Origin of the sequence: Streptomyces sp. NPDC001544 (genome assembly GCF_042894285.1) — a bacterium.
Lineage (GTDB): Bacteria > Actinomycetota > Actinomycetes > Streptomycetales > Streptomycetaceae > Streptomyces.
Window position 1 is genome coordinate 39,574 of sequence record NZ_JBIAVN010000008.1, and the last position, 13,160, is coordinate 52,733.

Here is a 13,160-nt window from a genome sequence, read left to right on the forward strand (position 1 = left end):
GCTTCGACGAGGCGCTGGCCGCCGGTGAACGGTCGGCCGCCATGCTGGAGGAGCTGGGGGACCTCTTCCGCACCGGTGAGGCGCTGACGGAGCTCGCCAGGACGAAGGCAGCGGCGGGCGCCCCGGACAGCGAGGTACGTGCCACCTGGCTGCCCGCCGCGGCCGCCTACGAACGGACCGGCACCCCCGAGGAAGCGGACGACGCGCGTGCCCGGGCCGACGGCAGCACGGCGGCCCGGGCCTGAGGAAGGGGACGGGGTCAGCTGTCGAAGCCCAGCCCCAGCCGGTCCATGGTCTTCAGCCACAGGTTGCGTCTGCCGCCCTGGGCGTCCGCGCGGGCCAGGGACCACTTGGTGAGGGCGATGCCGGTCCAGGCGAACGGTTCGGGCGGGAAGGGCAGGGGTTTCTTGCGGACCATCTCCAGCTCCGTCCGCTCCGTGCGCTCCCCGTCCAGCAGGTCCAGCATCACGTCGGCGCCGAACCGGGTGGCGCCGACACCGAGGCCCGTGTAGCCCGCCGCGTACGCCACCTTCCCCTGGTGGGCGGTGCCGAAGAACGCCGAGAAACGTGAGCAGGTGTCGATGGCGCCGCCCCACGCGTGCGTGAAGCGGACGCCTTCGAGCTGCGGGAAGCAGGTGAAGAAGTGCCCGGCGAGCTTGGCGTAGGTCTCCGGGCGGTCGTCGTACTCGGCGCGGACACGGCCGCCGTAGTGGTGGACGGCGTCGTAGCCGCCCCACAGGATGCGGTTGTCGGCGGACAGCCGGAAGTAGTGGAACTGGTTCGCCGAGTCGCCGAGGCCCTGTCTGTTCTTCCAGCCGATCGCCGCCAGCCGGTCGGCGGACAGGGGTTCCGTCATCAGCGCGTAGTCGTAGACCGGGACGGTGTAGGAGCGGACGCGCCGCAGGAGGTTCGGGAAGATGTTCGTGCCGAGGGCCACCTTGCGGGCGCGGACCGAGCCGTAGGGCGTGCGTACGGCCATGCCGGCGCCGTACGGCTTGAGGGTCAGGGCCGGCGTGTGCTCGTAGACCCGCACGCCCAGGCGGGCGCAGGCCCGTTTGAGGCCCCAGACGAGCTTGGCCGGGTGGAGCATGGCCACGCCCCGGCGGTCGTACAGACCCGCCTCGAAGGTCGGCGAGTTCACCTGTTCGCGGACGGCGTCCGCGTCCAGGAACTCGATGCCGTCGGCGAGGCCCTTGTCCCGCAGCTCCTTGTGCCAGTCACGCAGTTCCCACGCCTGGTACGTCTCGGTGGCGACGTCGATCTCGCCGGTGCGTTCGAAGTCGCAGTCGATGCCGTGCCGGGCGATCGCCGCCTCGATCTCGTCGAGGTTGCGCTCGCCCAGCTTCTGCAGGGTGTGGATCTCGTCCGGCCAGCGGGTGAGGCCGTTGGTCAGTCCGTGCGTGAGGGAGGCGGCGCAGAAACCGCCGTTGCGGCCCGAGGCGGCCCAGCCCACCTCACGGCCCTCCAGCAGCACCACGTCCCGCTGCGGATCGCGCTCCTTGGCGTTCAGCGCGGTCCACAGTCCGCTGTAGCCGCCGCCGACGACCAGCAGGTCGCAGGTCTCGGTGCCGGTGAGGGCGGGCTCGGGGTGGGGCTTGCCGGGGTCTTCGAGCCAGTACGGGACCGGCTGTGCTTCGGAGAGAGACGTGATCCAACGGGTCATGGCGCTCGGGGCCATGATTTCAACTCCCTACAGAGGTCTTCCGATTCTTGGGGTCATGCCTTGTGCCGGTTGCGGCGGTTGGTGATGACCATCGAGGTCAGCACGAGCAGGACGGCGACCAGGAACATGGCCGTACCGATGACATTGATCTGGACGGGCGTTCCGCGCTGCGCCGAGCCCCACACGAACATGGGGAAGGTGACGGTCGAGCCCGCGTTGAAGTTGGTGATGATGAAGTCGTCGAAGGAGAGCGCGAAGGACAGCAGCGCGCCCGCGGCGATCCCGGGTGCCGCGATGGGCAGGGTGACCCGCAGGAACGTCTGCACCGGGGAGGCGTACAGGTCCCGGGCGGCTTCCTCCAGGCGCGGGTCCATCGACATCACGCGGGCCTTGACCGCGACGACGACGAAGCTCAGGCAGAACATGATGTGCGCGATCAGGATCGTCCAGAAGCCCAGCTGCGCACCCATGTTGAGGAACAGGGTGAGCAGCGAGGCCGCCATGACGACCTCGGGCATGGCCATCGGCAGGAAGATCAGCGAGTTCACGGCGGACCGCGCCCGGAAGCGGTAGCGGACCAGCGCGAAGGCGATCATCGTGCCGAGCAGCGTGGCGCCGATCGTCGCCCACACGGCGATCTGGAGGCTGACGGACAGCGAGCCGCACATGTCGGCGACGCCGCAGGGATCCTTCCAGGCGTCCAGGGAGAACTGCTGCCACGCGTAGTTGAAGCGCCCCTTCGGTCTGTTGAAGGAGAACACCGTGACGACGACGTTCGGCAGCAGCAGATAGGCGAGCGTGAGCAGTCCGGCGATGACGACGAGATGGCGCTTGAGCCAGGTGACGAGTGGCATTCAGACCAGGTCCTCCGTCCCGGACCGGCGGATGTAGACCGTGACCATGAGCAGGATCGCGGCCATGAGGATGAAGGAGAGCGCGGCGGCCGTCGGGTAGTCCAGGATCCGCAGGAACTGCGTCTGGATGACGTTGCCGATCATGCGGGTGTCGGTGGAGCCGAGGAGTTCGGCGTTGACGTAGTCGCCGGCCGCCGGGATGAAGGTCAGCAGCGTGCCGGAGACCACACCGGGCATCGACAGCGGGAAGGTGACCTTGCGGAAGGTGGTCCAGGGCCTGGCGTACAGGTCGCCGGCCGCCTCGTGCAGCCGCCCGTCGATCCGCTCCAGCGAGGTGTACAGCGGCAGGATCATGAACGGCAGGAAATTGTACGTGAGGCCGCACACCACCGCCAGCGGAGTGGCCAGCACACGGTCGCCCGCCGTCCAGCCGAGCCAGTCGGTGAGGTCCAGGACGTGCAGGGCGCCCAGGGCGCCGACGACCGGGCCGCCGTCCGCGAGGATCGTCTTCCACGCGAGGGTGCGGATCAGGAAGCTGGTGAAGAACGGCGCGATCACCAGGATCATGATCAGGTTCCGCCAGCGGCCCGCGCGGAAGGCGATCAGATAGGCCAGCGGGTAGCCGAGCAGCAGGCACAGCACGGTCGCGGCGGTGGCGTAGAGGACCGAGCGCAGGAACTGCGGCCAGTACTCGGCCAGCGCGTCCCAGTAGGTCGCGAAGTGCCAGGTGACCTTGTACCCGTCCTCCAGGGAGCCCGTCTGTACGGAGGTGGACGCCTGGTAGATCATCGGCAGGGCGAAGAAGACGATCAGCCAGAGGATGCCGGGCAGCAGCAGCCAGTACGGGGTGAGGCGGCCGCGTCGGCGCGGGGGCTTCTTCGCCGGCTCGGCGGGGGCGAGGGGCGGGGGCGCCTCGGTGAGCGTCGACATCAGGCGGCGGCCTCTTCCTCGGTGCCGGCGGAGCCCACTGTCCCGGCCAGCAGGGACTGCGCCGCGTCGAGCCCGAAGGTGTGCGCCGGGTTCCAGTGCAGTACGACATCGGTGCCGGGCACCAGACGGGCGTCGCGGTCGATGTTCTGGGCGTAGACCTCGAACTCGGGGCAGACCGGGCTGTCGATCACGTACTGCGTGGAGACGCCGATGAAACTGGAGTCCGCGATCCTTCCGGAGATGCGGTTGCGGCCCTGCGGGATCTCCCCCGCGTCGTCGGCGTGCGTGAGGGAGATCTTCTCCGGGCGGATGCCCACCAGCACCTTTCCGCCGGCCGTCGCCGGGGCGGAGCACCGCGCCCGGGGCAGCACCAGCTTGCCGCCGCCCGCCTTCAGGACGATGTCGTCCCCGCTGCCGGAGTCGACCTCGGCCTCGATCAGGTTGGAGGTGCCGAGGAAGTTCGCGACGAACGTGGTCCGCGGGTTCTCGTACAGGTCGGTGGGCGAGCCGAGCTGTTCGACGCGGCCCGCGTTCATCACGGCGACCGTGTCGGCCATCGTCATGGCCTCCTCCTGGTCGTGCGTGACGTGGACGAAGGTGATGCCGACCTCGGTCTGGATCCGCTTGAGCTCGAGCTGCATCTGCCGGCGCAGCTTGAGGTCGAGGGCGCCGAGCGGCTCGTCGAGGAGGAGCACCTTGGGGTGGTTGATGAGCGCCCGGGCGACCGCGACGCGCTGCTGCTGGCCGCCGGAGAGCTGGTGCGGCTTCTTGCGCGCCTGCTCGCCGAGCTGTACGAGCTCCAGCATCTCCTCGACCTGCTTCTTCACGCTCTTGATGCCGCGCCGGCGCAGGCCGAAGGCGACGTTCTCGAAGATGTCGAGGTGCGGGAAGAGGGCGTACGACTGGAAGACCGTGTTCACCGGCCGCTTGTACGGCGGCAGGTGGGTCACGTCCTGGTCGCCGAGGTGCACAGTGCCGCAGGAAGGTTCCTCCAGGCCGGCGATCATGCGCAGGGTGGTGGTCTTGCCGCAGCCCGAGGCGCCGAGCAGGGCGAAGAAGGAGCCCTGCGGGACGGTCAGGTCCAGCGGGTGCACGGCGGTGAAGGAGCCGTAGGTCTTGCCGATCCCCGAGAGGCGGACGTCGCCGCCCGAGTCCGTCGTCTCTGTCGTCCTCATCGTCGTCACGCCCCTGTCAGCTTCGCGAACTTCTCTTCGTAGGCCGTCTCTTCCTTCTGGCTCAGTGACCGGAAGGCGTGGGACCTGGCCTGCATGGCCTTGTCGGGAATGATCAGCGGGTTGTCCGCCGCAGCCTTGTCGATCTTCGCAAGCCAGGGCTTCACACCGTCGACCGGCGTCACGTAGTTGATGTAGGCGGCGAGCTCGGCGGCCTGCTGGGGCTCGTAGTAGAAGTCCATGAGCAGCTCGGCGTTGGTCTTGTGACGGGCCCTGTTGGGGATCAGCATGTTGTCGGTCGACGTCATGTAGCCGCTGTCGGGGATGACGAAGTCGACGTCCGGGCTGTCCGCCTTGAGCTGGACGACGTCACCGGCCCAGGCGACGCAGGCCGCGAAGTCGCCCTTGGTGAGGTCGGACGTGTAGTCGTTGCCGGTGAAGCGGCGGATCTGGCCCTTGTCGACGGCTTTCTGGAGACGGGCGATCACCGCGTCGTAGTCGTCGTCGGTGAACTTCCCGGGGTCCTTGCCCATGTCGAGCATTGTCATGCCGACGGTGTCGCGCATCTCGGAGAGGAAGCCGACGCGGCCCTTCAGCTTGGGGTTGTCGAGCAGGTCGGAGACCGACTTCACCTCGATGCCGTCGAGCGCCTTCTTGTTGTAGGCGATGACGGTCGAGATGCCCTGCCACGGGTACGAGTAGGCGCGGCCCGGGTCCCAGTCGGGGTCGCGGAACTGCGCCGACAGGTTGGTGTAGGCGTGCGGCAGGTGCGAGGGGTCCAGTTTCTGCACCCAGCCCAGGCGGATCAGCCGGGCGGCGAGCCAGTCGGTGAGGACGATGATGTCGCGGCCGGTGTCCTGGCCGGCGGCGAGCTGCGGCTTGATCTTGCCGAAGAACTCGTCGTTGTCGTTGATGTCCTCGGTGTACCTGACCTGGATGCCGGTCCGCTTGCGGAACGTATCCAGTGTCGGGTGGTGCTTGCCGCTGTCGTCGACGTCGATGTACTCGGTCCAGTTGGAGAAGTCGACGACCTTCTCCGCGGCCGAGTGGTCCTCGGCGGACGTGCCGCCCTGCGTCTTGCCGGCCGCGGGGATCCCGCAGGCGCTCAGCGCCCCGAGACCGCCCACGGTGAGCGCGCCGCCCGCGGAGGCCCGCAGCAGCGAACGGCGGGTCATGGCCGCGCGGCCGCTTCGTAGGCTGCGCCGTATCGCGGCCACCTGGACCGGAGACAGGCGGCCGGGCTCGTACTGCTCCATGCGCGTGGTGCCCTTTCGGGAGGATGGGTTCGGCCGCCGTGGTCGCGGCGGTGGCCGGTCTTCGCTATCGGTCCCCGAAGATCGTGCGGTGCCAGTCCTTGCGGGCCACCGCCGTGTTGTCGAACATTACGTGCTTGACCTGGGTGTACTCCTCGAACGAGTACGCCGACATGTCCTTGCCGAAGCCGGACTGCTTGAAGCCGCCGTGCGGCATCTCGCTGATGATCGGGATGTGGTCGTTGACCCAGACGCAGCCCGCCTTGATGTCGCGGGTGGCGCGGCCCGCACGGTAGACGTCCCGGGTCCACGCGGAGGCGGCGAGACCGTACGGGGTGTCGTTGGCCAGCCGGATGCCCTCGTCGTCACCGTCGAAGGGGAGGACGACCAGTACCGGGCCGAAGATCTCCGCCTGGACGATCTCGCTGTCCTGCGGCGCGTCGGCGATCAGGGTGGGCCGGTAGTAGGCTCCGTTCGCGAGGTCCCCCTGCGGCGCCTCGCCGCCGGCCACCACGCGCGCGTAGCCGCGCGCCCGGTCGACGAAGGCGGCGACCCGGTCGCGCTGGGCGTGCGAGACCAGCGGGCCGAGGTCGGTGCCGGGCGCGAAGGGGTCGCCGAGCCGGACGCTCTCCATGAGGGCGGCGGTCTGCTCGACGAACGCCTCGTACAGCGGGCGCTGCACATACGCGCGCGTGGCGGCGGTGCAGTCCTGGCCGGTGTTGATGAGCGCGCCCGCGACGGCGCCATGGACGGCCGCCTCCAGGTCGGCGTCGTCGAACACCACGAACGGAGCCTTGCCGCCGAGCTCCAGATGGAGGCGCTTGACGGTGGCGGTGGCGATCTCGGCGACCCGTCTGCCGACGGCGGTGGAGCCGGTGAACGAGGTCATGGCCACGCCCGGGTGACCGACCAGGTGCTCGCCGGCCACCCTGCCGGTGCCGGTGACGATGTTGATCACCCCGTCGGGGATGCCGGCGTCGGTCGCCGCCTGCGCGAAGAGCAGCGAGGTGAACGGGGTGAGCTCGGCGGGCTTGAGCACGATGGTGTTGCCCGCGGCGACCGCCGGGAGGATCTTCCAGGCGGCCATCTGGAGGGGGTAGTTCCAGGGTGCGATCGAGCCGACGACGCCTATGGGCTCGCGGCGGACGTACGAGGTGTGGTCGCCGGAGTACTCGGCGGCGGCCTGTCCCTGCAGGTGCCGGGCGGCGCCCGCGAAGAAGGCGGTGTTGTCGATGGTCCCGGGGACGTCGAACTCGCGGGTGAGCTTGAGCGGCTTGCCGCACTGGAGGGACTCGGCGCGGGCGAAGTCCTCGGCGCGGTCGGCGACGACTGCGGCGAAGCGGTGCAGGGCGTCGGAGCGCTCGCCCGGGGTGGCGGCGGACCAGCCCGGGAAGGCCTCGCGGGCGGCGGCCACGGCCGCGTCGACGTCGTCCGTTCCGGCCAGCTCGTACGTGTACGCCTCCTTGCCGGTGGCCGGGTCGACCACGGCGTACGTGCGGCCGGAGGTGCCCTCGGTCAGGCGTCCGGCGACGAACTGCGCGCCGTCCCCGAGGCGCTCCCGCGCGGGGAATCGCTCCGGGGTGGCGGTACCCGGTCTGTGCATGTCGCTCTCCTCCGCCGTCGTCCCGCCCCGGGGGGCGGGTGGCGTAGCTCCAGCTCGAATTGAGTGCCGATCCTGACAGAGGGAGGGGCGTCCAACAAGTGATTCCGTTGTTGCCTTTTGGTTACGCAACGGAATCTGTCGACCAGGTGTCGAGTGGGGCCGGAAAAGCCAGGACGGAGTGTCAGTGGTGCGTGCCAGACTCGCGTGCATGGGGAAGATCGACGGCGTGGACGCGCTGATCACGGAGGTCCGGGCAGGGGCGAGGGTGAAGTTCCTGCACTTCTGGGGGCACCGGCCGCGGCCGGACGGGCGGGTCGGCGTGAGCTGTCTGAGCCAGTGGTGGCCGTCGCCGTTCGTGGTGGACGGGGTGGAGTACGCGACGGCGGAGCACTGGATGATGGCCGGCAAGGCACGGCTCTTCGAGGACCCGGAGGCGGAGCGCCAGGTGCTGGCGGCGGGGCACCCCTCGCAGGCCAAGAAGGCCGGACGGCTGGTGCGCGGCTTCGACGAGACGATATGGGAGCGCGAGCGCTTCCGGATCGTGGTCGAGGGCAGCGTCCACAAGTTCTCCGCCCACCCGGAGCTGCGGGAGTTCCTGCTGAACACCGGCGAGCGGAGCGAGATGGGGGTCCCCCCGGCCGGAGGCTGGGGGAAGGTCCTGGTGGAGGCGAGCCCCGTGGACCGGGTCTGGGGCATCGGCCTCGCGGCGGACGACGAGGCGGCGGCCGACCCCGAGCGGTGGCGGGGGCCGAACCTGCTCGGGTTCGCGCTGATGGCCGCGCGGGAGCGGCTGGCGCAGGAGGGCTGAGGGCGGCCCGGGCTCAGGACGTCGTGATGAACACGACGGTCATGAGCAGGCCGAGGACGAGGCCGGCGGCGCCGCAGATGATGCCGGCCAGGGACTGACCGCCGTTGGTCGCCTCGCCGCGGCGGGCCTTGCCGCGGCCGATCACGCCGAAGATCACCGCGAGTACGCCGAGCACGATGGCCAGCGGCCACAGCCAGAAGCAGAGGGCGGCCAGGATGCCCAGCGACAGCGCCGCCGTGCCCATCCCGTTGCTCGGCGTCGGCTGCGTCCCGGGCCAGCCGTAGCCGTGCCCGGCCGGATAGCCGTAACCCGGCTGGCCCGGGTAGCCGTACGGGAGCTGTCCGGGGCCGTCGGGGGATATGGGGGGCGGAGGGACGGGGGCGTACTGGGGCTGCGGGGCGGCCACCGCAGGCGGGGCGAAGGGGTTACCCCAGGCCGGGGGCGGTGCGGGGGTGCCATGCGGGCCGGGGTGGAGGACGGGGGGTGCCCAGGGGCCGGGGTCGGCCCGAGGGGCATCGGCCGGTGCGGGCGCGGCCCAGGGGGAGGCGGGCGGAGCCCCGCCGGGCGCGGGCCCGGAAGCGGGCGCGGGCCCGGAAGCGGGCGCGGGCCCGGGACCTGCCGGGGCTCCCGTTTTGTCCAGGGTCACCCCGGGCCCCGAGTCACCGGGAACGCGGTCGGCGGGCGGTGCCCACGGGTTCCGTGCGGTGTCGTCCGTGCCGTGCCCCCGGAGGGACCCCGGTTCCTCTTCGGACATGGTGCGCGGTCCCCTTCCCCTGGCGTCCCGTCATGTTAAGGCCGGGCCGTACCCGGCACAGGCCCCGGCCTACGATGATCCCCGAGTCATCGATCAGCCGATCACCCGCGCCCGGGCCACGGTCCGTGGGCGCCGTTCCGGGGAGGAACCTTGACCGACCAGACAGCCGTACCCGCCGCCGGCACCACCGACCGCGATCTGCGGGCCTTCGTCGCCGGACTGCCCAAGGCCGAACTGCACGTCCACCACGTCGGCTCCGCCTCCCCCCGCATCGTCTCCGAGCTGGCCGCGCGCCACCCCGACTCCAAGGTCCCCACCGACCCCGGGGCCCTGGTCGACTACTTCAGCTTCACCGACTTCGCGCACTTCATCGAGGTGTACCTGTCCGTCGTGGACCTGATCCGCACCCCGGAGGACGTCCGGCTGCTGACCTACGAGGTGGCCCGCGACCTGGCCCGGCAGCAGGTGCGGTACGCCGAGCTGACCATCACCCCGTACTCCTCGACCCGGCGCGGCATCGACGAGGCCGCGTTCATGGACGCCGTCGAGGACGCGCGCAAGGCGGCCGAGGCCGAGTTCGGGACCGTGCTGCGCTGGTGCTTCGACATCCCCGGCGAGGCGGGCCTGGTGTCGGCGGAGGAGACGGCCCGGCTGGCCACCGACGACCGGCTGCGCCCGGAGGGGCTGGTCTCCTTCGGGCTCGGCGGCCCGGAGATCGGCGTGCCCCGGCCGCAGTTCAAGCCATACTTCGACCGGGCGATCGCGGCCGGTCTGCATTCGGTGCCGCACGCCGGCGAGACCACCGGCCCGCAGACGGTGTGGGACGCCCTCACCGAACTGGGCGCCGAGCGCATCGGGCACGGCACCAGCTCCGTCCAGGACCCGAAACTGCTCGCCCACCTCGCCGAGCACCGCATCCCGCTGGAGGTCTGCCCGACCTCGAACATAGCCACCCGCGCGGTCCGCACCCTCGACGAGCACCCGATCCGGCAGTTCGTGGAGGCCGGGGTCCTGGTCACCGTCAACTCGGACGACCCGCCCATGTTCGGCACCGACCTCAACAACGAGTACGCGGTGGCCGCCCGCCTCCTCGACCTGGACGAGCACGGCCTGGCCGACCTCGCGAAGAACGCCGTCGAGGCCTCCTTCCTGGACGCCGCGGGCAAGGCCCGGATCACACAGGAGATCGACACCTACACCGCCGCGTGGACGGCCTCCTGACAGCCGCCAAGACGGGCACCGCCACAATGGGCGCATGCAGACCGTGACCGCCGTGGCCCACCGCGGCGACCCCTACCGCTTCCGCGAGAACACCCTCGACTCCCTGCGGTCCGCGCTCGCCCAGGGCGCGGACGCCGTCGAGATCGACGTACGGCTCACCCGTGACGGCGTCCCCGTGCTGCTGCACGACGAGACGCTGAAGCGGCTGTGGGGGCACGACCGCCCGCTGCGCTCACTGTCGTCCGACGAGGTGCGCGGGCTCACGGCGGGCGGGGTGCCGACGCTGGCGGACGCGCTGGCCGCGGCGGACGGCGCCCGGGTGATGATCGACCTGCCCGGGCGGGCCGACGCCCGGGCGGTGCACGCGATCGTCGGCGTGGTGCGCGACTGCGGGGCGCGGGACCGCGTCTACTACTGCGCCGGCGCCGAGATGATGCTGGCGGTGCGGGCCGCCGATCCGTCCGCCGAGATCGCCCTGACCTGGACGACGCTCGCACCGCCCCGGGCCGGTCTGCTCGACGCGGTGCGCCCGCGCTGGCTGAACTACCGCTTCGGGCTGGTCGACCGCACCGTCGCGGCACGCGTCCACCGCGACGGCCTGCTGCTGTCCGTGTGGACCCCCGACACCCGCCGCTCCCTGCGCCGCCTCCTCGACCTCGGCGTCGACTCGATCACGACGAACCGCATCGACCTGCTGTGCGCCCTGCGTACGGCCTGACCGGCGAACTCCACCGGGGGCGCGATCGCCTCCTAGGGGGTGTCTTGTGGATCAGGCCGGTTGAGACCGACGGCGCCTTCCAGCCGACCCGAGCGGGGGCGATGGGGGTGCCCCCGCGCGAGTCTGTTCGAGCGTGGGGGAGCGTGCAGCTGCAAGGCGGAGGAGGGCGTCGACGCGGAGCGTCGGCAACCGACGACAACGCCGGTGGGGGCCCCTCCCGCTCGAGCGAAGTCGAGAGTGGGGGAGTGCGTGCCAGACCCCGCGACCCCGGCGTGATCCACAAGACACCCCCTAGGGGCCAACCCCGACAACCTCCGGGCACGGCAGGGCAGTTGGTGGGGGTCGGGCCAGGGTCGGCGCCCTCCTCGACGACGATTCCCGGGGCCGTGGCACGACGCGAGGATGATCACAACGTTCCCGCCCCGCCATCCCAGGAGCACTCGATGCGCGTACGCAGCCGCACCACCGCACTCACCGCCGCCCTGGTCCTGGCCCTGACGGCGGGCCCGCTGGCCCTACCCGCCCTCGCCGCGTCCGCACCGGCCGCCTCCGCACCGGCCGCCTCCGCACACCCCGCGTCCACCGTGGACGCCGACGCGCTGCGCGCCGCGATCGCGGGTCTGCCCGACGCGGACGCGACCGTCGCGCTGGTCAGGGTGGGCGGCACCGACGGCACCTGGCGGGGCAGCGCGGGGGTGCACGACCTGGCGAGCGACCGGGCGGCGGACCCGGACGCCCGCTTCCGGGCGGGGTCGACCACGAAGGTGGTGACGGCGGCGGCCGTGCTGAGGCTCGCCGCCGAGGGCCGCGTCGACCTGAACGCCTCGATCGAGCGCTACCTTCCCGGACTGCTCGGGCCGAAGTTCCGCGAGCCGGTCACCGTACGGCAGTTGCTGAACCACACCAGCGGCATCCAGGCCGGTGACGGCTGGGGCGACTCCTTCGAGGACCAGTACGCGCACCGCTTCGACACCCTCACCTCGGCCCAGGTCGTGAAGTCGGCGGTGGCGAAGGGGCCGGAGTTCCGCCCGGGGAAGAAGCAGGACTACCTCAACATCAACTACACGATCCTCGGCATGCTGATCGAGAAGGTGACCGGGCGCTCGTACGCCTCCGAGGCCACCCGGCTGGTGCTGCGCCCGGCCGGCATGCGGGACACGTACTTCCCGGGCACCGATCCGCGGATCCGCGGACCGCACAACCACGGCTACCAGAAGGTGACGAGGGCCGACGGGACGACGGAGTTCGTCGACGTGACGGAGTGGAACCAGGCGGACCGGTGGGCGGCCGGCGACATGATCTCCACGACCGCCGACCTGGAGCGGCTGGTCCACGCGCTGTTCGGCGGCCGCATCGTGCCCGGGCCGCAGCTGCGGGAGATGTTCACCGTCCCGGCCGGCATCGAGGGGGCCACCCACAGCGCCGGGCTGCAGCGCTTCACGTACGAGGGTCGGGAGTACTGGATGAAGTCCGGGGGCCGGTACGGCTACAACACCGTGATCGCCGCGACCGCGAACCTCAGTCGCACCCTCGTCTACTCGGTCGGCTCGACGGACGCCAAGGGCGAGGAGATGAACCCGGTGGCCCAGCGGATCGCCCTGGCGGCGCTCAAGCAGCGGCAGCCGGAGCCGGGTTCGAAGGCTTCGGCGGGTTCGGCGGGTTCGACGGGCTGAGTGCCTCCAGCCGCTTGATCTTCTGCCGCACGACGTACAGCGGGACGACCCCGAACACCCCGAACGACATGTCGATCACCGACCACCAGAAGGGAATCCCCCGGATCGGCCCGCAGACCAGGGCGAGCGGGATGATTCCGGCGCAGGCGATCATCCCGAACTCGACGACCCAGACGTTGCGGACGGGGTCGCGGTACGGCCCGTAGAAGGCGACCGCGATGACCAGGTGGGCGAAGGCCAGCCAGTCCGTGCCGTACAGCAGGAAGGGGTATGCGGCGTCGGCGGTGTCCACGCCCTGCCGTACCCGCGAGATCCAGTCCGCGAGCCCCGGCAGGTGGTCGGGCACGGGCAGCCACCGCAGCAGGTCCTCGGTCCAGCGCAGTTCGTGGACGAGCGGGAAGGCGGTGGCCCCGCTGAGCACGAGGCACACGACGAAGCAGGCCAGCCATACGCGGATGCCCTTGAGTTGGGCGGCTCTGTCGCTCATGACAGGAGCCTACGCCGCGAATTG

The 13,160-nt window shown here is 71.0% G+C and carries 12 protein-coding genes and 1 pseudogene; 5 read left to right on the forward strand and 8 right to left on the reverse strand.

What is annotated here, in order from left to right; translation table 11 throughout:
• Positions 1 to 41: 41 nt before the first annotated feature.
• Complete coding sequence (locus ACFY0F_RS21285) at positions 42 to 245, forward strand: hypothetical protein (protein ID WP_388796347.1); 204 nt, start codon at positions 42 to 44, stop codon at positions 243 to 245.
• Between the two features lie 14 nt (positions 246 to 259).
• Here the strand turns inward: ACFY0F_RS21285 and ACFY0F_RS21290 are convergent, their stop codons facing one another.
• The 6 genes from ACFY0F_RS21290 to ACFY0F_RS21315 all read right to left on the reverse strand — a co-directional run bounded on the left by ACFY0F_RS21290 (position 260) and on the right by ACFY0F_RS21315 (position 7,475).
• Positions 260 to 1,678, reverse strand: a complete 1,419-nt coding sequence (locus ACFY0F_RS21290; protein ID WP_388796350.1) for an NAD(P)/FAD-dependent oxidoreductase — start codon at positions 1,676 to 1,678, stop codon at positions 260 to 262.
• 38 nt (positions 1,679 to 1,716) lie between these two features.
• On the reverse strand, positions 1,717 to 2,517 hold the full coding sequence (locus tag ACFY0F_RS21295) for an ABC transporter permease (RefSeq protein ID WP_388796353.1): 801 nt from the start codon (positions 2,515 to 2,517) through the stop codon (positions 1,717 to 1,719).
• The gene (locus tag ACFY0F_RS21300; protein ID WP_388796357.1) at positions 2,518 to 3,447 is read right to left on the reverse strand and encodes an ABC transporter permease; all 930 of its coding nucleotides are present in this window, start codon (positions 3,445 to 3,447) and stop codon (positions 2,518 to 2,520) included.
• Positions 3,447 to 4,622 carry an ABC transporter ATP-binding protein gene (locus ACFY0F_RS21305; RefSeq protein WP_388796360.1) on the reverse strand — a complete coding sequence of 392 codons (1,176 nt, stop codon included), beginning with the start codon at positions 4,620 to 4,622 and terminating at the stop codon, positions 3,447 to 3,449. Before ACFY0F_RS21305 ends, ACFY0F_RS21300 begins: the two co-directional genes overlap by 1 nt.
• A 5-nt stretch (positions 4,623 to 4,627) precedes the next feature.
• Positions 4,628 to 5,875, reverse strand: a complete 1,248-nt coding sequence (locus ACFY0F_RS21310) for a PotD/PotF family extracellular solute-binding protein (RefSeq protein ID WP_388796364.1) — start codon at positions 5,873 to 5,875, stop codon at positions 4,628 to 4,630.
• A 64-nt stretch (positions 5,876 to 5,939) separates the two neighbouring features.
• Positions 5,940 to 7,475 (reverse strand): gamma-aminobutyraldehyde dehydrogenase, encoded by a 1,536-nt coding sequence (locus tag ACFY0F_RS21315; RefSeq protein ID WP_388796367.1) that lies wholly within the window; start codon positions 7,473 to 7,475, stop codon positions 5,940 to 5,942.
• A 208-nt stretch (positions 7,476 to 7,683) separates the two neighbouring features.
• On the opposite strand from ACFY0F_RS21315, the gene ACFY0F_RS21320 reads away from it, so the two are divergent.
• A complete protein-coding gene (locus ACFY0F_RS21320) occupies positions 7,684 to 8,283 on the forward strand; it encodes an NADAR family protein (RefSeq protein WP_388796370.1) in 600 nt (199 codons plus the stop codon).
• A 13-nt stretch (positions 8,284 to 8,296) separates the two neighbouring features.
• On the opposite strand, the gene ACFY0F_RS21325 is transcribed toward ACFY0F_RS21320, so the two are convergent.
• Positions 8,297 to 8,689: a DUF4190 domain-containing protein gene (locus ACFY0F_RS21325; RefSeq protein WP_388796373.1), complete on the reverse strand. Its 393-nt coding sequence runs from the start codon at positions 8,687 to 8,689 to the stop codon at positions 8,297 to 8,299.
• Between the two features lie 367 nt (positions 8,690 to 9,056).
• On the opposite strand from ACFY0F_RS21325, the pseudogene ACFY0F_RS21330 reads away from it, so the two are divergent.
• The 3 genes and pseudogenes from ACFY0F_RS21330 (at position 9,057) to ACFY0F_RS21340 (ending at position 12,649) form a co-directional block, all read left to right on the forward strand.
• Positions 9,057 to 10,258: pseudogene (locus ACFY0F_RS21330) on the forward strand (adenosine deaminase).
• A gap of 34 nt (positions 10,259 to 10,292) precedes the next feature.
• Positions 10,293 to 10,976 (forward strand): glycerophosphodiester phosphodiesterase, encoded by a 684-nt coding sequence (locus tag ACFY0F_RS21335; protein ID WP_388796376.1) that lies wholly within the window; start codon positions 10,293 to 10,295, stop codon positions 10,974 to 10,976.
• Positions 10,977 to 11,419: 443 nt separating this feature from the next.
• On the forward strand, positions 11,420 to 12,649 hold the full coding sequence (locus ACFY0F_RS21340) for a serine hydrolase domain-containing protein (protein WP_388796380.1): 1,230 nt from the start codon (positions 11,420 to 11,422) through the stop codon (positions 12,647 to 12,649).
• On the opposite strand, the gene ACFY0F_RS21345 is transcribed toward ACFY0F_RS21340, so the two are convergent.
• Positions 12,585 to 13,136: a hypothetical protein gene (locus ACFY0F_RS21345; RefSeq protein ID WP_388796383.1), complete on the reverse strand. Its 552-nt coding sequence runs from the start codon at positions 13,134 to 13,136 to the stop codon at positions 12,585 to 12,587. The two genes, ACFY0F_RS21340 and ACFY0F_RS21345, sit on opposite strands and share 65 nt — an antisense overlap.
• Between the last annotated feature and the right edge of the window lie 24 nt (positions 13,137 to 13,160).

What these genes read in the sequence shown, in the direction of transcription:
- ACFY0F_RS21300 (WP_388796357.1), bottom strand. Translation starts at nt 3,447, where the DNA reads ATGTCGACGCTCACCGAGGCGCCCCCGCCCCTCGCCCCCGCCGAGCCG.
- ACFY0F_RS21320 (WP_388796370.1), top strand. Translation starts at nt 7,684, where the DNA reads ATGGGGAAGATCGACGGCGTGGACGCGCTGATCACGGAGGTCCGGGCA.
- ACFY0F_RS21310 (WP_388796364.1), bottom strand. Translation starts at nt 5,875, where the DNA reads ATGGAGCAGTACGAGCCCGGCCGCCTGTCTCCGGTCCAGGTGGCCGCG.
- ACFY0F_RS21315 (WP_388796367.1), bottom strand. Translation starts at nt 7,475, where the DNA reads ATGCACAGACCGGGTACCGCCACCCCGGAGCGATTCCCCGCGCGGGAG.
- ACFY0F_RS21290 (WP_388796350.1), bottom strand. Translation starts at nt 1,678, where the DNA reads ATGGCCCCGAGCGCCATGACCCGTTGGATCACGTCTCTCTCCGAAGCA.
- ACFY0F_RS21335 (WP_388796376.1), top strand. Translation starts at nt 10,293, where the DNA reads ATGCAGACCGTGACCGCCGTGGCCCACCGCGGCGACCCCTACCGCTTC.
- ACFY0F_RS21295 (WP_388796353.1), bottom strand. Translation starts at nt 2,517, where the DNA reads ATGCCACTCGTCACCTGGCTCAAGCGCCATCTCGTCGTCATCGCCGGA.
- ACFY0F_RS21285 (WP_388796347.1), top strand. Translation starts at nt 42, where the DNA reads ATGCTGGAGGAGCTGGGGGACCTCTTCCGCACCGGTGAGGCGCTGACG.
- ACFY0F_RS21345 (WP_388796383.1), bottom strand. Translation starts at nt 13,136, where the DNA reads ATGAGCGACAGAGCCGCCCAACTCAAGGGCATCCGCGTATGGCTGGCC.
- ACFY0F_RS21305 (WP_388796360.1), bottom strand. Translation starts at nt 4,622, where the DNA reads ATGAGGACGACAGAGACGACGGACTCGGGCGGCGACGTCCGCCTCTCG.
- ACFY0F_RS21340 (WP_388796380.1), top strand. Translation starts at nt 11,420, where the DNA reads ATGCGCGTACGCAGCCGCACCACCGCACTCACCGCCGCCCTGGTCCTG.